Below are 20,755 nucleotides of genomic sequence, written 5' to 3'. Positions count from 1 at the left end.
TTAATAAAAAAGCCGCCCCACGGAAAACTTGGGGCGGCTTCTACACTGATCGAGCACGATTACCCGGTTAGCGAACTGCCGTCAGCCACTCCTGATGCGCAGCCAGCTTCCCCTTCACCGCATCAAAATACATACTCTGCAACTTTTCGGTAATCGGCCCACGCTTGCCTTCGCCAATCTGGCGGCCGTCCAGTTCGCGGATGGGCAGTACTTCTGCGGCGGTACCGGTGAAGAAGGCTTCTTCGGCAATGTACACTTCGTCGCGGGTGATGCGGCGTTCTTTCACCACCAGGCCCAGGTCTTTGGCGAAGTCGATGATGGTGGCGCGGGTGATGCCGGCCAGGCAGGAAGTCAGCTCGGGCGTGTGCAACACACCATCACGCACGATAAAGATGTTCTCACCGGAACCTTCCGCCACGTAGCCTTCGTTATCCAGCAGCAGGGCTTCTTCCGCACCGCCGGAGATAGCTTCGTTCAGGGCCAGCATGGAGTTGATGTAGTTACCGTTGGCCTTCGCCTTGCACATGGTGATATTTACATGGTGGCGAGTGTAGGACGAGGTACGCACCTTGATGCCCAACTCCTTCGCTTCCGGCGACATGTAAGACGGCCAGCTCCAGGCGGCAACCATCACGTGCACCTTCAGGTTGTCGGCACGCAGCCCCATACCTTCAGAGCCCAGGAATGCCATCGGGCGCAAGTAAGCTTCATCAAGATTGTTTTCCCGCACCGCGGCACGCTGGGCTTCATTGATCTCGTCCTTGGAGAACGGCATCTTCATGTTCAGGATGTGCGCTGAACGGAACAGGCGGTCGGTGTGTTCTTTCAGGCGGAAAATCGCCGGGCCATTCGCGGTGTTATAAGCACGAACACCTTCAAAGCAACCCAGGCCATAGTGCAGGGTGTGGGTGAGGACGTGGGTTTTGGCTTCCCGCCAGGGAACCATTTCACCATCCAGCCAGATAAGGCCATCGCGATCAGCCATCGACATTCTGTTCTGCTCCTGAGTAAGCGGTTTTCGGGGAACTGGCATTCTAGCAGCAAACGCTGCCCGAAATAAATTTAGCTTGCTACTCAACCATGACTTTTTTCCACATACTTTGGATGTAGTCACGCTCTTCCTGAAATGCGCTGCCCTCCACCTGGCTATTCAGGTTTTGCAGCGCCCGGCGGTGAATGGTCGAACGCAAGGTAATGTATACCTCCCGCAACTTCTCTGTGTCCTCCACCGGCAATACACCGGCACGGCCCAGCTCTTCCATCTGGCGAATATTGTCGCTCCACTGGGTCAGCTCCGGGTGTTCAGCACTCCAGGCCAGCATCAGGTACTGCATCATGAATTCGATATCCACAATACCGCCGGCATCATGTTTGATGTGAAACACTTCGTCCCGCCGGATTTCCGGGGTACCCAGGCTGCTGCGCATTTTCTCCCGCATCTCCACCACCTCCTGGCGCAGGGCGGTTTTATCCCTTGGCGCGCACAGAATCTGGTGGCGAATATCCTCGAAGGCTTGAAGGGTATCCGGGCAGCCGGCAACGCCACGGGCCCGGGCCAGGGCCTGATGCTCCCAGGTCCAGGCATCGTTCTGCTGATATTTCTCAAAGGCCTGCAGGGTACTCACCAGCAAGCCGGAGTTACCGGACGGGCGCAACCGCATATCCACTTCATAAAGCTGGCCTGAGGGCGTCTGGGTGCTGAGAATGTGCACAATGCGCTGGCCCAGGCGGGTGTAGAACACCGCGTTGTCGATGGGCTTGTCACCATCGGTGGCCAGTTGCGGATCGGCCTGATGCACAAACACCAAGTCGAGGTCCGAGGTGTAACCGAGTTCGATACCGCCGAGCTTGCCGTAGCCGATGATGGCGAAGTCTGTGTCACACGCCGAACCATCCGCCCGCCGCGGATAACCATGGCGGCTGACCAGGTTGGAGAAAGCCACATCCACCACATGGTCCAGCACCACTTCGGCAATCCAGGTCAGGTAATCACTCACCTTCATCAGCGGCAAGGTACCCTTAAGCTCAGACGCGGCCACCCGCAGCACATGGGCCTTCTTGAAGTAACGCAAGGCCTCCATCTGCTCTTCCAGGTCTTCATAGGGAATGCGCAGCATCTGCTGGCGCAGGTCGTCCTGCAGCTCTTCCTTGGCAGGCGGGCTGTACAGGCTCTCGGCATTCAGCAGTTCGTCCAGCAGCAGCGGGGTTTCTGCCAGCAGGCGGGCAATCCAGGGGCTGTCGCAACACAGGCGCACCAGCTGCGTAAGCGCGCCGGGGTTTTCCACCAGCAGCACCATGTAGGCGGTGCGGCGCAAAATGGCCTCGACCAGCTGCAATACCCGGTCGAGGGTTTCCGACGCATTCTCAACATCCATCAACGCGTTCAGCAATAACGGCATGAACTGGTTCAGCCGTTTGCGGCCCTGGGTTTGCAGGGTCTGCACGGTTCGGCTATCCCGCAGGCTCGCCAGGCGCTTGTAACTGTCTTCCGGGTTTTCGAAGCCCTTTTCCGCCAGCCACTCTATAGCGGCGGGCTCTTCCATTTCTGCCAGCCAGAGCTCGTAACAGCCGTCATCAACGCCGTTTTCGGAATCGCCTTCCTCGTCCTCGGTCGCAATGATGTTGGCGAAGTGCCGGGCCACGCGGTTGCGGTGTTCATCCAGCGCATGCTGGAAGGCGGCCCAGTCATCAAACTCCATAATGCGCGCAACCCGGGCCTGCGACAGTTCATCGTCCGGCAGAACCTGGGTCTGCTTGTCTTCCATACCCTGCAGGGCGTGTTCCAGGTTGCGCAGAAACACATAGGCCTCGCGCAACTCCTTCACAACAGAAGACGGCAGCAGCTCCAGCTCTTCCAGTTCCTTGAGGATATTCAGCAATTCCCGCTGTTGCAGCTCCCGGTCTCGGCCGCCGCGGATCAGCTGGAAAGCCTGCACCACGAATTCGATCTCGCGGATACCGCCACTGCCCAGTTTGATATTGTTCTCCAGCCCCTTGCGGCGAACTTCCCGGCTGATCATGTCTTTCATGCTACGAAGTGACTCGAACGCACTGAAATCAATGTATTTGCGGTAAACAAAGGGCTTGAGGCTCGCCATCAACACCTCACCGGCACGCCGGTCGCCAGCCACAACGCGGGCCTTGACCATGGCGTAACGTTCCCAATCGCGCCCCTGATCCTGGTAATAGGTTTCCAGGGCGGCAAAGCTAAGAGCGAGCGCGCCACTCTGGCCGTAGGGCCGCAGGCGCATGTCCACCCGGAACACAAAACCATCCGCCGTAATCTGGTCCAGCGCCTGAATCAGTCGCTGGCCAAGGCGGATGAAGAACTGCTGGTTATCCAGGGCCCGGCGGCCACCTTCGGTTTCCCCCTTGGAGGGAAAGGCAAAGATCAGGTCGATATCCGAGGAAACGTTGAGCTCCCGACCGCCCAGCTTACCCATACCCAGCACCACCATTTTCTGGGGCACGTGGGCACCGGTCACCGGGTCACGACCCATGGGGGTACCGAATTCCTCACAGGCCTTTTCATAAAGCCAGCTGAGAGCGCCATCAATGGCCACGTCGGCAAAGGCGCTGGTGGCCAGCATGGTTTCGTTCAGGTCTGCCCAGTTCATCAGGTCACGCCAGATAATGCGGAACTGGATTTCCCGACGGTACTGGCGAAGTGCTGCATGCAGCGTCGGTTCGGCATCAACGGTAGCCAGGAAATCGCCCCAGCGCTGTTTCAGCCACGCTTCTGTAGTCGGCTCGGTCAGCGGGCGAGCCTTAACGGCAGCCTGAACCTGCTCCGGATAACGTTCCAGCGTCTGGGCCAGAAACACACTGCGGGCGCAGGCCTCGGCAACATCCGCCTGTGACAGCTCCGCTGGTAACGAACCCATAGGCTCAGACATAACGCAAACCCCTGTCTCTCTGATATATTTCCGGTACTGTATAACGAACTTGCCACGGACTGAACAGGCAGCCCCACTCCATGATGCGCAATCGTCGCCCGCTGAACCCGGAACACTCGCAGCCACACCTCCCAATGGGAGGGCTGATCCGCCAACGCATCAGCCGGCTATTCCTGACACTGGGAGCCCTGGTTTCCGCGCAGATCCTGATCCTCTGGGCTGTAGAGCCTTTGAGTTTTTTCGAAGCTGTGTGGCTCACAATGACCACACTGGTCACCGTAGGCTATGGTGACTACGCGCCGGTAACCGCCATCGGTCGCATCAGTACCGTGGTGCTGATGTTTGTAACTGCCATCACCCTGCTCACACTGATTGTCAGCGACTATATTGAATACCGGTTCTACCGCCGTGAACGAATCCTCTCCGGACGCTGGATTTACAACATGAAAGACCACATCTTAATCATCAACACCCCACGCACCGGTGGCGAACAATACTTCATGCGCTTCGCCACGCAGATTCGGTCGATACCAGAGTACCACACAGTGCCGATCATGCTTCTGACCCGACAGTTTCCCGGAGGCCTGCCGGCAGAGCTTCGGGATTGCGGCATGGTGCACTTCCACGGTGCAGGCAATGATCCGGAAGCGCTGAAATCCGTCCACGCCGGTAGTGCCAGGCATGTCATCGTCCTGGCGGCCGACGAGTCCGACCCTTTCTCCGATAGCCTGACCTTCGATATCGCCCACCGGCTGGCAGAGTCCAACCTTGGCGGCAAAACCACCGTGGAATGCGTGAGTGATGCCAACCGGGATCGCTTCAAGGCCCTGGGGGTGAGAACCATCATCCGGCCGGTTCGAACCTATCCGGAAATCATGGTGCGCGCCGTGGTGGCGCCAGGTTCAGAGAAAGTGCTGGAAGACATGTTCAACTACGAGCGTGACCACCCCCACCGCTACGACCTGGAACTGGACGACCTGACCTGGGCAGACATCGTCAGCGCTCTAGTTCGCCACGGCATTGGCACGGCACTGGCTTATATCGACCACGAAAATGAAGTGATCTGCCATCCGGAAACCAACGCCGAAGTTGAGGGCAAGGGGCTGATTGTTCTGGTTAGCTCCAGCGAGACGCCGGAGGTGTCAGTGGTAGAGGAAGCGCTTGACCGGTATCGGGAGTTTCTCAAGCAGTGGCGCGCCATGCATGAGCAAAACGAGAAAGCCGTCACCGAGAAGCCTGAAGAAAATCCTTCAGCCGGCGGCAGCGAGCGCTAACTGCAACTGGCCGAACTCAGGAAACTGCTCAACCAGGCTCGCCACGGCAATACCGTCTTCCAGTGCCCTGGCTACCGGCCTCCACACCGGCACTAGCCCGACCGCTTCCGCCTGCCGCTCAATCTCCGCAAGCGTGCTGGCGGGCAGACGCATCGTATCACCGGTTAACCAGGCCAGACTCAGGTAATGCAGAAAGGATAGCGAGCTGAACCCTGAAGCTGGCAATGCCAGGGACGGGCGGTAGATTCCGGCAAGGTAGTAGCCCTGCTCGGCTTTGCTCACAAGGTTAAGAAATACCGGAACGGCTTGTGCGAGCGCGCGGGCATTTTCAAGCAGCGCTGCCGGCTCGCCCGCTTTCAGCTCAAATTCCACTTCATACAGGGGCCTTGCCTGCTTTCCGCCTACCACTTCGCCTGAGTCCAGAGCGACCTCAATGACGGACTCTGCTTGCTCCAGCATGATAATGCGCCTCTGGAAGTTGGTCTCGAAAACCAGTTCCAGTTCGCCAAGGTCGACCTCAGATCTCAACGGAGTCTGTTCCAGAAGCTCAAGATCCAGATCCGGCCCCGGCAGATCCCACTCCCACTCCTGGCGGCGATGGGCTCCGTTTACGAACTCGCCCTGGGTTTTCAAGGTCTGGATGTAGCGACCACCGGCCTGACGGACTCGCAACGCGGCACGGGCCTGATTCAACGCAGCATTCGGGGTGTCATAGTAACGATTGACCAGTGTTTTAACCGGACCTTCGCTTGCACCCGGTTGACCTTTGAGCCACTCGAAGGCCCGGGACTGTGCGGATTCCGATAGGGTCAGCTTTACTTCAAGTTCCGTGGCCACTGGAGTGCTCCTGATGATTTCTTTTCCTGCCAAAACAGAAAAGCCGGTGACAGAGTCACCGGCTTTATAACTACTAGATTAGCAAAACCACAAACCGGCTCAAACATTACCTTATCTACCGCCCTTTTGTGAGGCGCCAGATACAACTCTGTCACATTTCTGTGCACTAACCCTTTTTGCCGGTTTCCAGCATGAACGTGACAGGGCCGTCATTTACCAGGGCCACTTTCATGTCTGCACCGAACCGCCCTTCCCCAACACGACTCTCCCCAAGCTCAGCACGGGCCCGGGCCACAAAATTCTGATACAGGGAATTGGCCATATCCGGCGCAGCCACCAGCGAGAACCCCGGGCGGGTACCGGAGCCGGTATCGGCGGCAAGTGTGAACTGGGGAACAATCAGCAGGGATCCGCCGGAGTCCTGAACATTAACGTTCATCCGGCCCTGCTCGTCGGGAAATACCCGGTAAGAGAGGATCTTTCGGCACAAGTCCCTGGCCTCATTCTGTGTGTCGTCCTTTTCCACACCCAGCAATAGCAGAAGCCCCGGCCCAATGGCGGAAATCTTTTCCCCATTCACCGTTACACTGGCTTCGGAAACGCGCTGGATCAGTCCTTTCATTCCATCCCTTGGCAAGATGAGCACAGGGTTAAAAATCAGCAACGCGCAAGAGTGTATAGGGCCCTCAGCGGGGCCGCAAGCCCTTGAAGGCCAATAATAAGTCTATGCTCAACCGGCGCTGGGCAGGCTTTTCGCCACTACCTCTTCTACACCCCGCAACAGCGCATCCACAATAGCCGGCTCGGATGCGGAATGGCCGGCATCCCGGATAATATGCAGCTCGGCTTCCGGCCAGGCCTGGTGCAGGGCCAGGGCATTATCCAGCGGGCACACCATGTCGTAACGGCCGTGCACAATTACCCCGGGGATATCCGCCAGCCGGCCCGCGTCCCGCACAATCTGATCCGGTTCCAGAAAGGCGTTGTTCATGAAGTAGTGGCACTCAATACGTGCCAGGGCGATGGCCACATGGGGGTGGCCGAAATGCTCCACCACCTTGGGGTTCGGATGCAGAGTTGCGCAACGGCCTTCCCAGATCGACCAGGCCTTGGCTGCCTGTATCTGCTCCAGTTCATTGGCGCTGGTGAGCCGGCGATAGTAGGCCGTCACCATATCACCGCGCTCAGCTTCGGGAATCGGAGCCAGGAAATCCTGCCAGTAATCCGGAAACACCCGGCTCGCGCCTTCCTGATAAAACCACTGAATATCTCGCGGCCGGCACAGGAAAATGCCCCGCAACACCAGCCCGAGAACCCGCTCCGGATAGGTTTCGGCATACACCAGGCTGAGCGTGGAGCCCCAGCTGCCACCAAACAGCAACCAGCGGTCAATGCCCAGAAACTGGCGAATGGTTTCCATATCCTGAACCAGCTTGTCGGTGCTGTTGCCTTCCAGCTCCGCCAAAGGCGTGGAACGGCCAGCGCCGCGCTGGTCCATCAGGATAATCCGGAACCGCTCGGCATCGAAAAACCGCCGATGGTAATCCTCACACCCACCACCCGGCCCACCGTGAACCACAAGCACAGGAATGCCATCCGGATTGCCGGATTCTTCCAGGTACAGCTCATGGGGTTCGTCCACCGCAAGGCGATGACGGGCGTAGGGTTCGATGTCCGGGTAGAGGTTCAGCATGACGAACTCCGTTTCAGGGATAACGGCAGTCTAGCTGAGTTGGATGGAGACAATAAAGGAGGGATTGCTTTGCCACGAAATCCACTAAAGAACACGAAAAAACTTAAAAGAAAATGATTATTTTTTTTGCCACGGACACTCACGGAATCACACGGACAACTGCCTAAAGCATTTTTGTCCGTGAGGGTCAGTGAGTGTCCGTGGCCAATCAGTTTCTTTCTTTCGTGTTTTTTCGTGGATTTCGTGGCAAAAAGTCTTTTACTTCTTACCCGCGCGCTTACGCTCGTTCTCGGTCAGAAGCTTCTTGCGCAGACGGATCGACTTGGGCGTGACTTCTACCAGCTCGTCGTCGTCGATGAACTCCAGCGCCTGCTCCAGGGTGAACTTGATGGGCGGCACCAAGCCGATCACTTCGTCTTTACCGGAGGCACGCATGTTGTCCAGCTTTTTGCCCTTAGTGGGGTTAACCACCAGGTCGTTGTCGCGGCTGTGGATACCACACAGCTGGCCTTCGTAGATCTCCTGGCCCGGGTCAAGGAACAGCTTGCCACGGCTCTGCAGGGTTTCCAGGGAGTAGGTCAGCGCAGTGCCAGTAGCCATGGAAACGATAACACCGTTCTGGCGGCTGGTTACGTCACCCATCTTCACCGGGCCGTAGTGGCTGAAGGTGGAGGTCAGGATGCCGGTACCGGAGGTCATGGTCAGGAAGGTGTTCCGGAAACCGATCAGGCCGCGGGCCGGAATGGTGTATTCCAGGCGGATTCGGCCCTTGCCGTCCGGGATCATGTTGGTCATGTCACCCTTACGCAGACCCATCTGTTCCATGATCGCGCCCTGGTGCTGCTCTTCGATGTCGATGATCACGTTTTCGTACGGCTCTTCCTTCTGGCCGTTTACTTCCTTGACCACCACTTCCGGGCGGCCTACGGCCAGCTCGAAGTTTTCGCGGCGCATGTTCTCGATCAGAACCGAAAGGTGCAGTTCACCACGGCCAGACACCTTGAACTTGTCCGCTGAATCGCCTTCTTCAACACGAAGTGCCACGTTGTGCAGCAGTTCTTTTTCCAGGCGCTCTTTGATGTTACGACTGGTCACGTACTTGCCTTCTTTACCGGCAAACGGCGAATCGTTTACCTGGAAGGTCATGGATACGGTGGGCTCGTCAACGGTCAGCGCCGGCAGGGCTTCTACGTTAGAGGGATCACACAGGGTGTCGGAAATGAACAGCTGGTCCAGACCACTCACGCACACAATGTCGCCAGCCTGGGCTTCTTCAACTTCCACACGCTGCAGGCCGGAGTGGCCCATGATCTTCAGAATACGGCCGTTGCGCTTCTTGCCGTCGGCACCGAGAGCCACCACCGGAGTGTTGGTCTTCACTTTACCGCGCATGATCCGGCCGATACCGATTACACCCAGGAAGCTGTTGTAGTCCAGCTGGGAGATCTGCATCTGGAACGGGCCGTCCATGTCAACAGAAGGCGCAGGCACATGGTCAACAATCGCCTGGAACACGGCGTCCATGTTGTCCTGGAGGTCTTCATGGTCCATACCGGCAATGCCGTTCAGGGCGCTGGCGTAAACAATCGGGAAGTCCAGCTGCTCGTCGGTGGCACCCAGGTTATCGAACAGGTCAAATACCTGGTCTACAACCCAGTCCGGGCGCGCACCCGGGCGGTCGATCTTGTTCACGACCACAATCGGGCGCAGACCCGCTGCGAAAGCTTTCTGGGTAACAAAGCGGGTTTGCGGCATGGGGCCGTCGATGGAATCAACCACCAGCAGCACACTGTCTACCATGCTCATTACCCGCTCAACTTCGCCACCGAAGTCAGCGTGGCCCGGGGTGTCTACGATGTTGATATCGTAGTCCTTCCATTTCAGCGCGGTGTTTTTTGCCAGAATGGTAATGCCACGCTCTTTTTCCTGGTCGTTGGAGTCCATAACGCGCTCGTTTTCGAGCTCTTTACGGTCCAGGGTGCCAGACTGGCGCAGCAACTGGTCAACCAGGGTGGTTTTACCGTGGTCGACGTGGGCAATGATGGCGACGTTTCTAAGCTTATCAATCACAACGGGTATCCTGCAGAAATTAGCGGCGCGCAGTATATCGAAAAGTCCATGTCGATAATATGAAGAATAGTGCCTAATATGTAACCAACCCTTCCGGCGCACTGATATCAGGCAATCCACCGGTTTTCGCACCAAAATGGCGCACTATTCTGGTGCATTTCCGGGCAGGCCGCCGTACACTTTTGCACACACAACGCACCAAAGCCTTGCCACTGCGCTGTTGTGGCGCAGTTACACAAAACTGGCAAGGCACTTGCTTAGTGAGGAGTAGCCGTAATTGAAAGGTAAGGGCCAAAGGCTTCTGGTAAGCTGCCTTCACCTGCAAGAGATCGGGCCTCAGCACACTGAACGATCCGGCACAACGAACACGAAATCACTACGGAGCATGCACAATGTCCAAGACAATTGATTTGATCAAAGAACACGAAGTCAAATGGGTTGACCTGCGCTTCACCGACAGCCGCGGTAAAGAACAGCACGTTACACTGCCTGCCACTGAAGTAGACGAAGACTTCTTCGCTGACGGCAAGATGTTCGACGGCTCTTCTATTTCTGGTTGGAAAGGCATCAACGAGTCCGACATGATCCTGATGCCGGTTGACGACACCGCCGTACTGGATCCGTTCACCGAAGAAACCACCATTAACATCACCTGCAACATTGTAGAGCCGACAACCATGCAGGGTTACGAGCGCGACCCCCGCTCCGTTGCCCAACGCGCAGAGGAATACCTGAAGTCCACCGGCATTGCCGACGGCGCCCTGTTTGGCCCGGAGCCCGAGTTCTTCATCTTTGACTCCGTGAAGTGGAAGACCGACATGCAGGGCTCCATGTACTCCCTGCACTCCGAAGAAGCCGCCTGGGTATCCGGCGAAGACTTCGACCGCAACAACATCGGCCACCGCCCGGGCGTAAAAGGCGGCTACTTCCCGGTTCCGCCGGTAGACAGCCTGCACGACCTGCGTGGCGCTATGTGTGCGGCTATGGAAAGCATGGGCCTGACCATCGAAGTGCACCACCACGAAGTGGGCACAGCCGGCCAGTGTGAAATCGGCGTTGGCCCGAACACCCTGACCCGCAAGGCAGACGAAGTTCAGATTCTGAAGTACTGCGTGCACAACGTAGCCCACGCCTACGGCAAAACCGCCACCTTCATGCCCAAGCCGGTCGTGGGTGACAACGGTTCCGGCATGCACGTACACATGTCCCTGAACAAAGACGGCAAAAACCTGTTTGCAGGTGACAGCTATGCCGGCCTGAGCGAAATGGCCCTGTACTACATCGGCGGCATCATCAAGCACTCCAAGGCCATCAACGCCTTCACCAACCCGGCCACCAACAGCTACAAGCGCCTGGTACCCGGCTTTGAAGCCCCGGTCATGCTGGCCTACTCTGCCCGTAACCGTTCCGCTTCCATCCGGATTCCGTACGTAAGCAGCCCGAAGGCACGCCGTATCGAAGTGCGCTTCCCTGACCCGGCAGCCAACCCGTACCTGGCCTTCGCCGCCCTGATGATGGCCGGCCTGGACGGCATCCAGAACAAGATCCACCCTGGCGATGCCATGGACAAGGACTTGTACGACCTGCCGAAGGAAGAAGCCATGAACATCCCGCAGGTAGCCACTACCCTGCAGGAGGCGCTCGATTGCCTGGCGGAAGACCACGAGTTCCTGACCCGCGGCGGCGTGTTCACCGAAGACATGATTGCCGGCTACATCGACCTGAAGCGTGGCGAAGTTGAGCGTATCAACATGACCACTCACCCGGTTGAATTCGAACTGTATTACTCCTGCTAAGCCGCCGCACCAATTTGGTGCAGCCCGGTAACAGCTAGCCCCGCCCGGTGCGGGGCTTTTTTGTATCAGCCGTTGAAAACCCCGCCAGCGGCGCCGATAATCGAGGCAGTTGATCAACGCAGGCCTTTATTATGAAAACACCTCTCGCCCTTGTAACCGGATTCTGTTTACTGGCCGCCGCCGGCGCCCACGCGGAGGTGTACCGGCATGTGGATGCCCAGGGCAACGTCACCTTCTCAGACGAGCCGATGCAGGGCAGCGAAACCGTTAAAGTAAAACCGGTTACCACCATCACCCTGCCCAAACCGGAAGTGGTGCGGGAAACCGACCAGCTGCGGCAAGAAGTCCAGAAGGAAGGCGCCAACTACGACAGCCTCACCTTTGTGCACCCGCAAAACGACCAGGCCTTCCACAGCGGCAGTGGCGACGTCACCTTTGAAGTGCGCAGCACCCCCGGCCTCCAGCGTGGCCACAAATACGAAATCACCCTCGACGGCCAGCCCGTAGGCCAGAGCTCCTCCGGCTCGGTAACCGTGAACAACATTGATCGCGGCACTCACCAGGCGGGAGTGCATATCGTGGACGACCAGGGCGTTCAGGTGAAAACCGGCCCCAGCATCAGCTTTACCGTTCATCGCCCGTCTGTCCTGCGCCGATAACACATCAGCGGTAGCATCCGGAATTAGTTGCACCAATTTAGTGCATACGCACCACATTAACGCCATACTCTGGGCAGCGAAGGGGCAAATCGCCGGCTGCCTGTAGCCTTTCCCGCACCATCTGCACCAAGCCACAGCACCGCCATGCCCTACAGGCCGGCCCGCGCCCGGCCGTTGCCCATTTTTTTCTGCCAGCCAGCAAAACTGGTTCGGATTTTGCAAAACCGGGGTACACGCATGAAACGAAAACGGAAGCCGAGCATGACGTCGCAGCCGCCCGCCACCCCGGACAGTGGATACAAAAGCATTCTGGACAGCCTGACCACCTCCCTTCTGGTGCTGGGCGAAGACCTCACTATCCGTTACCTGAACCCGGCGGCCGAGAACCTGTTTGAAACCAGCCTGACCCGCACCCGTGGCCAACCGCTGGGCGATCTGCTAATCGACTCCAGCGACGCCCTGAAGACCCTGTACGCAGCCCTCAACAACGGACAGTCCTACACCCGCCGCGAGGCCGAGTTCGCCCTGCTGACAGGCTCACGTTTCACCGTAGACTACTCGGTAACCCCGGTCAGCGTAGACCCGACCGAGCTGGTGATCGAAATCCAGCCGAAAGACCGGATGCTGCGCATCAGCCGGGAAGAAGACATCATCTCCCAGCAGGAAACCACCCGCATCCTGGTGCGCGGCATGGCCCACGAAATCAAGAACCCGCTGGGGGGCATTCGAGGTGCGGCGCAACTGCTGGACCGGGAACTGAACAGCGAAGACCAGCGCGAATACACCCAGGTGATCATTAACGAAGCCGACCGCCTGCGCAGCCTGGTGGACCGCATGCTGGGCCCCAACAAGGCCCTGCAGATGGCCAGTACCAACATCCACGAAGTACTGGAACGGGTACGCACCCTGATTGAAGCCGAAAGCAAGGGCCGGGTGCGCCTGAAGCGGGATTACGACCCCAGCATTCCGGAATTCACCGGCGACAAGGAACAGCTGATCCAGGCCTTCCTGAACATCGCGCGGAACGCCATGGAAGCCGCCTTCGAAAACCAGGTAGACAGCCACAGCGGCGACATGCCTACCATCACCTTCCGCACCCGGGCCCTGCGCCAGTTCACCATCGGCCACCGCCGCCACCGCCTGGTGTGCCGGGTTGACATCATCGACAACGGCCCGGGTATACCGCCGGAACTGCTGCAGAACATTTTCTACCCCATGATCAGTGGCCGGGCGTCCGGCACGGGCCTGGGGCTTTCCATTACCCAAAGCATCATCGGCCAGCATCGCGGGCTGGTGGAATGCGAGAGTGAACCGGGAAGAACCGACTTCATCATCTTCCTGCCTCTGGAGGACAACCAATGAGCCGATCGGGAAACGTCTGGATCATAGACGACGACAAAAGCATCCGCTGGGTACTGGACCGTGCCCTTACCCAGGCTGGCCTGCACCCCCGCGTATTCGACAGCGGTGAAAGCATCATGATGCGCCTGGAGCACGAACAGCCAGATGCCATCATCAGCGACATCCGCATGCCCGGCGTAGACGGCATTACCCTGCTGTCCCGGATCGTGAAAAAGCACCCGGACCTGCCCGTTATCATCATGACCGCCCACTCCGACCTGGACAGCGCGGTGACCAGCTACCAGACCGGTGCCTTCGAATACCTGCCCAAACCCTTTGATGTAGACGAAGCCGTGGCCCTGGTTAAGCGGGCCATCGCCCACAGCCACGAGAAAAAGGCCGCGGCGGAACCACAGATGGAGTCGGTTCAGAAAAACCTGGAAATCATCGGCGAAGCACCCGCCATGCAGGAGGTGTTCCGGGCCATCGGCCGGCTCTCCAACTCCAACATTACCGTGCTGATCAACGGCGAGAGTGGCACCGGTAAAGAACTGGTGGCCCAGGCCCTGCACAACCACAGCCCCCGGGCCCACAACCCGTTCATCGCCCTGAACATGGCCGCCATTCCCAAAGACCTGATTGAATCGGAACTGTTCGGCCACGAAAAAGGCGCCTTCACCGGCGCCGGCGCCACCCGCCAGGGCCGTTTTGAGCAAGCCAACGGCGGCACCCTGTTTCTGGACGAAATCGGCGATATGCCCGCCGACACCCAGACCCGCCTGCTGCGGGTACTGGCCGATGGCGAATTCTACCGGGTAGGCGGCACCACCCCCATCAAAGTGGATGTGCGCATCATCGCCGCCACACACCAGGACCTGGAAAAACTGGTGCAGGCCGGCAGCTTCCGCGAAGACTTGTTCCATCGCCTGAACGTAATCCGCGTACACCTGCCCAAACTGGCTGAACGCCGGGAAGACATCCCCAAACTGATGCAGCACTTCCTGAAACGGGCAGCCAAGGAACTGGCAGTAGAAGCCAAAATCCTGCGGCCAGATGCCGAAGAATACCTGACCACCCTGCCCTGGCCCGGCAACGTGCGCCAGCTGGAAAACACCTGCCGCTGGCTGACCGTAATGGCCAGCGGCCGGGAAATCCACGTAGACGACCTGCCCCCGGAACTGCTGCACCAGGCCGACACCGACAACACCGGCACCGGCCAGACCTGGCAGGAAGGCCTGAAAAACTGGGCCGAACTGGAACTGAAACGGGGCAAGAAAGCCATCCTGGACACCGCCGTGCCGGAGTTCGAGAAAATCATGATCGAAGCCGCCCTGAAACACACCGGCGGCCGCCGCCGGGATGCCTCGGTACTGCTGGGCTGGGGGCGGAATACGCTGACGCGGAAGATTAACGAATTGGGGATGGATCATCCGGAGGGGGAGGAGGAGTAAGCCTCTTCCCCCATGAGATTGGATTCAGTTGGCGGGGACTTCGCGCCAGTAGATGATGCGGTCGTTGCCGCGGTAGACGCCGAAGGTGGCGGTGGCGCGTGATCAACACCACTTATCCGTGTTTGATCGGTTCGCACCCGATGATCCGGCGCCTGTCAGGTGCAAGTCCGACAGGCTGCCAGGTAGTCAACGTGCGTCCCACTTAGGTTCCACTTACGTCCCCTTAACACTCTCACCGAGCGCGTATCACGTGGTTGGTTAGCCGGGCGTTCTAACAACTTCCCCGACCGACTACACGTGAAGTGACCTCTCAAGAGTCATAGGTCACTGATATCCTGAAACCCACAAAGGACTATGGTTCAACCAATCAGGCTTAACCGTATGGGGCCTGTAATGACGGGCGCAAGTTAGACTCTTTCACCGCCACCCGCCTTTTCCTGACATGCTGCACTCCCCTCCCTCTTTCGAGGTTCAAGCCCATTACTGGGCGAGGATAAGTCAGGTTTGCAATAGGCCTACCAACAGCCTATACGTGTAGCGAAAATGTCACAAATACTTGATTTACCTAGAAAAATGGCTCACTCAGAAGGGGATATCGTCATCAAAGTCGTCAATCGGCTCCGGCATGCCGCCGCCCTGCTGCTGGGGCGGCTGGTTGCTGTATCCGCCACCCTGGTTACCCTGGCCACCCTGCTGCTGTTGCGGGGGCGGGGTGTTGTAGCTGGCCGCTTGCTGGGGCCGGCCCTGGGGCGCGCCCTGGTTCATGCCGCCTTCGCCACCACGGCTGTCGAGCATCTGCATCTGGCCGTTGATATCCACCACGATCTCGGTGGTGTAACGGTCCTGGCCGTCCTGCCCCTGCCATTTGCGGGTTTGCAGGCGCCCTTCGATATACACCTTGGAACCTTTGCGCAGGTACTGCCCCGCCACTTCAGCCACCTTGCCGAACAACACCACCCGGTGCCACTCGGTTTTCGGTACCAGCTGGCCGGATTGACGATCCTTGTAGCTTTCATCGGTCGCCAGGTTGAGGTTTACCACCGCGTTGCCGTTCGGGGTGTAACGGGTATCCGGATCCTGGCCCAGATTACCGATAAGAATTACCTTGTTTACGCCTCGTGCCATTGTATGCTCCTGGTCTCTTTTGCTGAACGCCTGCGTTCCATGCAGGCATCCTGTGTTTTAAGTAGTGCTACCCTGCCGCACAAATTCAAAGTGCGCAAGCTGCTCTTCCCGAAAATGCTGACGGTCTACCTTCAGGTACGCCATGGCGGCCTCTTCCACGATCACCACGTCTTCCACGCCCGGCAGTTTTCGCAGGTTCTGGTCGATCTCGTCAAAACTGATACTCACGGCGTTTTTCAGCTGTACCACAAAACTGGTGGAGTAACCCGGTGCAGGCATGGTTAACGCCACCAGCAGCCAAACCACCAGCGCTGCGGCCATCAGCCAGAGCACACCGTCCAGGCCAGCGGTCTGCAACAGCCCGCCACCCAGTGCGCCGCCCAGAAACGCGCCGAAGAACTGGGAAGTGGAATACACGCCCATGGCCGTGCCCTTGGCCGCGGCCGGGGCTTCTTTGCTGATCAGCGACGGCAAGCTGGCTTCCAGCAGGTTGAACGCCATAAAGAAGAAGAATAGCACAGCCCACGCCAGCCACAGGCTCTGGCCAACACCGGTCATCGACGCAGCCGCCAATGCCAGCAAGGCGATGGCACCGCACAGCACCGGTTTCATTTTGCGTTTCTTCTCGCCAATGATAATGAAAGGCACCATGGCGAAGAACGAAGTAATCATAACGCTGAGATAGAACCACCAGTGGGAACTGGCCTTCAGACCCAACTGGTCCTGCAACATGGTGGGGAACACCAGGAACAGCGCGGTCAGCACAAAGTGCAGGATGAATATGCCGAAATCGAGCCGCAGCAGCCGGCCATCAGCCAGGACACGGCTGACCATTTCCCGGGCCGGATGGGTGTCGGCACTGACCTTGTGCTGGTGCGGCGTGGGCACAACCCGGGCAACCACCACCAACGCCAGAACCGCCAGTACCGCGGTGGTATAGAAAATCCCCGACAGCCCCCAGGCCGCACCCAGCAGCGGGCCCATAACCAGGGAGACCGAAAACGACAGGCCAATGGAAATGCCCACGGTGGCCATGGCCTTGGTGCGCTGCTCCTCCCGGGTGAGATCACTGAGCAACGCCATCAGCACGCTGGCAATCGCGCCGGCGCCCTGAAGAATCCGCCCGGCAATAACTACGTATATGGAATCGGCAGCGCCAGCCAGCACACTACCGGCTGCGAACAGAACCAGGCCGATGTAGATCATCCGCTTGCGGCCAACCCGGTCTGACAGCAAACCGAACGGAATCTGCAGCAGTGCCTGGCTCAGGCCGTAGGCACCAATTGCGAAACCGATCAGCGCGGGCGTAGCGCCTTCGAGGTCGCTGCCCAGCAAAACGAAGACCGGCATTACCATGAACAGGCCCAGCATACGCATGGCGTATACCGATGCCAGAGCTATTACTGAGCGTTTTTCAAGCGCGTTCATGCTAACCCGTGCCGGACTGGTTGAATGTATAGGCGCAGCCTGTCACTGCGAGCGGCGCATTGTACCAGAAGCGCTATGCAGACGGGACTACTCACAACGGGGTGGCAGAAAGCGGCTGCGGGCGGCCTAGAGCAGCCAGAGGAATCTGTACACGGTTTAGCCGGCGCCACCCGAAAACGATATAATCGACGTTTTTACCCAAGCGAGGTGTTATGGACCATATCCAGATCAAGGGTGCACGCACCCACAACCTGAAGAACATCGACCTGGATATGCCGCGGGACAAGCTGATTGTCATCACAGGCCTTTCCGGTTCCGGTAAATCTTCCCTGGCGTTCGATACACTCTATGCCGAAGGCCAGCGCCGGTACGTGGAATCGTTGTCCACCTATGCCCGCCAGTTCCTGTCGATGATGGAAAAACCCGATGTGGACCACATCGAAGGCCTTTCCCCGGCCATTTCCATCGAGCAGAAATCCACCTCCCACAACCCGCGTTCTACTGTGGGTACCATTACCGAGATATACGACTACCTGCGCCTGCTGTTCGCCCGCGCCGGCGAACCCCGCTGCCCGGACCACGGCCAGCCGCTGGAAGCGCAGACCGTGAGCCAGATGGTGGACCAGGTGATGGCCATGCCGGAAGGCAGCAAACTGATGATCCTGGCGCCGGTCATCCGGGATCGCAAAGGCGAACACCTGCAGGTTATTGATACCATGCGCAGCCAGGGCTTCATTCGCTTGCGGGTAGATGGCACCGTTTACGACATCGACGACGTGCCGGCGCTGGATAAAAAGCGCAAACACCAGATTGATGTGGTGGTCGACCGGTTCAAGGTGAAGGAAGGCCTGGAGCAGCGGTTGGCCGAGAGCTTTGAAACCGCCCTGGAGCTGGCAGACGGCATTGCCCTGGTCGCGCCTATGACCGGCGAGGGCGAGGAACACACCTTTTCAGCCCGCTACGCCTGTACCCAATGCGGCTACGCCCTGAGCGAACTGGAACCCAAGCTGTTTTCTTTCAACAACCCGGCCGGCGCCTGCCCCACCTGTGACGGCCTGGGCGTGCGCCAGTTTTTCGACGCCGAAAAGGTTATCCAGAGCCCGGAAGCCACCCTGGCCTCCGGCGCCATCAAAGGCTGGGACCGCCGCGCCGTGTACTACTTCCAGATGCTCACCAGCGTGGCGGAGCACTATGGCATTGACCTCGAAACACCCTGGGAAGAGCTGCCCGAAAACTTCCAGCAGGCCCTGCTGTATGGTTCCGGCGATGAAGACATCACCTTCCGATATGTAAATTCCCGCGGCCATATTATGGAAAAGGCGCACCCGTTCGAGGGCATACTGCCCAACCTGGAACGCCGCTACCGGGAAACCGACTCCCAGAGCATGCGGGAAGAACTGGCCCGTAACCTCAGCACCCAGCCCTGTAAGGATTGTGGCGGCTCACGCTTGCGCCGCAGCGCCCGCCATGTGTTTATCGAAGAGCGTACCCTGCCGGAAATCACCCGACTGCCTGTCGGCGACGCCCATCGTTACGTGAGCGAACTGGCCCTGCCCGGCCGCAAAGGTGAAATTGCCGAGAAAATCCTCAAGGAAGTACGCGAACGCCTGCAATTCCTGGTTAACGTCGGGCTGGAATACCTCACACTGGAACGCAGCGCCGACACCCTGTCCGGCGGTGAAGCCCAACGCATCCGCCTGGCCAGCCAGATAGGCGCGGGCCTGGTGGGCGTCATGTACATACTCGATGAGCCATCCATCGGCCTGCACCAGCGTGACAACGACCGCCTGCTGGCAACCCTCACTCACCTCCGGGACCTGGGCAACACCGTGATCGTGGTGGAGCACGATGAAGACGCCATCCGCGCCGCCGACTACGTCATCGACATCGGCCCGGGCGCCGGCGTACACGGCGGCGAAATCGTCGCCCGCGGCACCCCGGCGGAGATCATCGCCAACCCGGCCTCCATGACCGGCCAGTATCTCAGTGGCGAAATGGAAATTGCCGTTCCCAAAGCCCGAAATAAAGGCAACGGCAAAAAACTGGTGCTATCCGGCGCCTCCGGAAACAACCTGCAGAACGTCACCCTGAACCTGCCACTGGGCGTGATGACCTGCATCACCGGTGTATCCGGCTCCGGCAAATCCACCCTGATCAACGCCACCCTTTATCCGGTGGCGGCAGCCAAGCTGAACAAAGCCACCAGCCTGAGCCACGCCCCCTACAAAAACCTCAAGGGCCTGGACCACCTGGACAAGGTCATCGACATAGACCAGAGCCCCATCGGCCGAACCCCCAGATCCAACCCGGCTACCTACACCGGCCTGTTCACCCCCATCCGTGAACTCTTCGCCGGCACCCAGGAGGCCCGCTCCAGAGGCTACAAACCCGGCCGATTCTCATTCAACGTCAAAGGCGGCCGCTGCGAAGCCTGCCAGGGCGATGGCGTAATCAAAGTAGAAATGCACTTCCTGCCCGACGTGTACGTGCCCTGCGACATCTGCAAAGGCAAACGCTACAACCGCGAAACCCTGGAAGTCCGCTACAAAGGCAAAAACATCAACGAAGTGCTGGAAATGACCGTTGAAGAAGGCCGTGAATTCTTCGACGCCGTGCCCTTCATTGCCCGAAAACTGCAAACCCTGATCGACGTGGGCTTGTCCTACATCCGCCTCGGTCAAAGCGCCGTCACCCTCTCCGGCGGCGAAGCCCAGCGGGTAAAACTGGCCAAGGAACTGTCCAAGCGCGATACCGGTAAAACCCTGTACATACTGGATGAACCGACTACCGGCCTGCATTTCTACGACATCCAGCAGTTGCTGACCGTACTGGAGCGGCTGCGGGACCATGGCAACACCATTGTAGTGATCGAGCACAACCTGGATGTGATTAAAACGGCGGACTGGATTGTGGACCTCGGACCCGAGGGTGGTTCTGGTGGCGGGCAGATTATTGCCGAGGGAACTCCGGAGGAGGTGGCGGACAATCCGGCGTCACATACCGGGCGTTATTTGAAGCCTATGCTTAAGTAGGCTTTTAGCCACGGTGCGTAAACCGCTGAAGGTTGCCACCCATTCCACGTGAAGCCTGCCACCCGGACCGGAGCAAGGCTGCCACCCATCGGAGCGTAGCGACGCGGGGTTTCTCTTCTTACTCCGAAGTCTCAGTGCCCGTCAACTTTGCCT

At 58.7% G+C, this 20,755-nt stretch carries 14 protein-coding genes and 1 pseudogene; 6 read left to right on the top strand and 9 right to left on the bottom strand.

Going from position 1 to position 20,755, the window contains the following annotated elements:
• Positions 1-67: 67 nt before the first annotated feature.
• On the bottom strand, positions 68-991 hold the full coding sequence (locus H3Z84_RS05325) for a branched-chain amino acid transaminase (RefSeq protein ID WP_199456759.1): 924 nt from the start codon (positions 989-991) through the stop codon (positions 68-70).
• Positions 992-1,070: 79 nt separating this feature from the next.
• Complete coding sequence (gene glnE, locus H3Z84_RS05320) at positions 1,071-3,896, bottom strand: bifunctional [glutamate--ammonia ligase]-adenylyl-L-tyrosine phosphorylase/[glutamate--ammonia-ligase] adenylyltransferase (RefSeq protein ID WP_199456758.1); 2,826 nt, start codon at positions 3,894-3,896, stop codon at positions 1,071-1,073.
• Between the two features lie 80 nt (positions 3,897-3,976).
• Here glnE and H3Z84_RS05315 point away from each other — a divergent pair, with 80 nt between their 5' ends.
• Positions 3,977-5,170 carry a potassium channel family protein gene (locus H3Z84_RS05315; RefSeq protein WP_199456757.1) on the top strand — a complete coding sequence of 398 codons (1,194 nt, stop codon included), beginning with the start codon at positions 3,977-3,979 and terminating at the stop codon, positions 5,168-5,170.
• Here the strand turns inward: H3Z84_RS05315 and H3Z84_RS05310 are convergent.
• From H3Z84_RS05310 to typA, 4 genes are all read right to left on the bottom strand, one after another.
• Complete coding sequence (locus tag H3Z84_RS05310) at positions 5,147-6,007, bottom strand: CYTH domain-containing protein (protein WP_199456756.1); 861 nt, start codon at positions 6,005-6,007, stop codon at positions 5,147-5,149. The genes H3Z84_RS05315 and H3Z84_RS05310 overlap by 24 nt on opposite strands.
• Before the next feature lie 166 nt (positions 6,008-6,173).
• The gene (gene dtd / locus H3Z84_RS05305) at positions 6,174-6,629 is read right to left on the bottom strand and encodes a D-aminoacyl-tRNA deacylase (RefSeq protein WP_199456755.1); all 456 of its coding nucleotides are present in this window, start codon (positions 6,627-6,629) and stop codon (positions 6,174-6,176) included.
• 108 nt (positions 6,630-6,737) lie between these two features.
• The gene (pip, locus tag H3Z84_RS05300; protein ID WP_199456754.1) at positions 6,738-7,700 is read right to left on the bottom strand and encodes a prolyl aminopeptidase; all 963 of its coding nucleotides are present in this window, start codon (positions 7,698-7,700) and stop codon (positions 6,738-6,740) included.
• Positions 7,701-7,958: 258 nt separating this feature from the next.
• On the bottom strand, positions 7,959-9,770 hold the full coding sequence (gene typA, locus H3Z84_RS05295; protein WP_022989932.1) for a translational GTPase TypA: 1,812 nt from the start codon (positions 9,768-9,770) through the stop codon (positions 7,959-7,961).
• 392 nt (positions 9,771-10,162) lie between these two features.
• On the opposite strand from typA, the gene glnA reads away from it, so the two are divergent.
• From glnA to glnG, 4 genes are all read left to right on the top strand, one after another.
• Positions 10,163-11,566, top strand: a complete 1,404-nt coding sequence (gene glnA, locus H3Z84_RS05290) for a glutamate--ammonia ligase (protein ID WP_022989933.1) — start codon at positions 10,163-10,165, stop codon at positions 11,564-11,566.
• A gap of 131 nt (positions 11,567-11,697) precedes the next feature.
• Positions 11,698-12,225, top strand: coding sequence for a DUF4124 domain-containing protein (locus tag H3Z84_RS05285; RefSeq protein WP_199456753.1), 528 nt, complete (start codon positions 11,698-11,700; stop codon positions 12,223-12,225).
• A 261-nt stretch (positions 12,226-12,486) separates the two neighbouring features.
• Entirely contained in the window at positions 12,487-13,587 is a 1,101-nt protein-coding gene (gene glnL, locus H3Z84_RS05280) for a nitrogen regulation protein NR(II) (protein WP_199456752.1), read from the top strand.
• Entirely contained in the window at positions 13,584-15,017 is a 1,434-nt protein-coding gene (gene glnG, locus H3Z84_RS05275) for a nitrogen regulation protein NR(I) (RefSeq protein WP_199456751.1), read from the top strand. The genes glnL and glnG overlap by 4 nt, the downstream gene beginning before the upstream one ends.
• 24 nt (positions 15,018-15,041) lie before the next feature.
• On the opposite strand, the pseudogene H3Z84_RS17340 reads toward glnG, so the two are convergent.
• The 3 genes and pseudogenes from H3Z84_RS17340 to H3Z84_RS05265 all read right to left on the bottom strand — a co-directional run.
• Positions 15,042-15,113 (bottom strand): annotated as a pseudogene (locus H3Z84_RS17340) (DUF6701 domain-containing protein); the annotation flags it as partial.
• A 486-nt stretch (positions 15,114-15,599) separates the two neighbouring features.
• Positions 15,600-16,142 carry a single-stranded DNA-binding protein gene (gene ssb, locus H3Z84_RS05270; protein WP_199456750.1) on the bottom strand — a complete coding sequence of 181 codons (543 nt, stop codon included), beginning with the start codon at positions 16,140-16,142 and terminating at the stop codon, positions 15,600-15,602.
• 57 nt (positions 16,143-16,199) lie between these two features.
• A complete protein-coding gene (locus tag H3Z84_RS05265) occupies positions 16,200-17,570 on the bottom strand; it encodes an MFS transporter (protein WP_199456749.1) in 1,371 nt (456 codons plus the stop codon).
• A 212-nt stretch (positions 17,571-17,782) separates the two neighbouring features.
• Between H3Z84_RS05265 and uvrA the strand changes: the two genes are divergently transcribed.
• Entirely contained in the window at positions 17,783-20,602 is a 2,820-nt protein-coding gene (gene uvrA / locus H3Z84_RS05260; RefSeq protein WP_199456748.1) for an excinuclease ABC subunit UvrA, read from the top strand.
• Positions 20,603-20,755: the final 153 nt, after the last annotated feature.

Origin of the sequence: Marinobacter sp. bablab_jr003 (assembly GCF_016464245.1) — a bacterium.
In the GTDB taxonomy this organism is placed as follows: domain Bacteria; phylum Pseudomonadota; class Gammaproteobacteria; order Pseudomonadales; family Oleiphilaceae; genus Marinobacter; species Marinobacter vinifirmus.
This window is presented reverse-complemented; position numbering and strand designations above follow the sequence as displayed.

Bases quoted from the DNA above. Each gene is read 5' to 3' on its own strand.
- glnG (WP_199456751.1), top strand. From the start codon at position 13,584: ATGAGCCGATCGGGAAACGTCTGGATCATAGACGACGACAAAAGCATC.
- H3Z84_RS05285 (WP_199456753.1), top strand. From the start codon at position 11,698: ATGAAAACACCTCTCGCCCTTGTAACCGGATTCTGTTTACTGGCCGCC.
- glnA (WP_022989933.1), top strand. From the start codon at position 10,163: ATGTCCAAGACAATTGATTTGATCAAAGAACACGAAGTCAAATGGGTT.
- dtd (WP_199456755.1), bottom strand. From the start codon at position 6,629: ATGAAAGGACTGATCCAGCGCGTTTCCGAAGCCAGTGTAACGGTGAAT.
- H3Z84_RS05265 (WP_199456749.1), bottom strand. From the start codon at position 17,570: ATGAACGCGCTTGAAAAACGCTCAGTAATAGCTCTGGCATCGGTATAC.
- glnE (WP_199456758.1), bottom strand. From the start codon at position 3,896: ATGTCTGAGCCTATGGGTTCGTTACCAGCGGAGCTGTCACAGGCGGAT.
- H3Z84_RS05325 (WP_199456759.1), bottom strand. From the start codon at position 991: ATGTCGATGGCTGATCGCGATGGCCTTATCTGGCTGGATGGTGAAATG.
- H3Z84_RS05315 (WP_199456757.1), top strand. From the start codon at position 3,977: ATGATGCGCAATCGTCGCCCGCTGAACCCGGAACACTCGCAGCCACAC.
- glnL (WP_199456752.1), top strand. From the start codon at position 12,487: ATGACGTCGCAGCCGCCCGCCACCCCGGACAGTGGATACAAAAGCATT.
- ssb (WP_199456750.1), bottom strand. From the start codon at position 16,142: ATGGCACGAGGCGTAAACAAGGTAATTCTTATCGGTAATCTGGGCCAG.
- uvrA (WP_199456748.1), top strand. From the start codon at position 17,783: ATGGACCATATCCAGATCAAGGGTGCACGCACCCACAACCTGAAGAAC.
- pip (WP_199456754.1), bottom strand. From the start codon at position 7,700: ATGCTGAACCTCTACCCGGACATCGAACCCTACGCCCGTCATCGCCTT.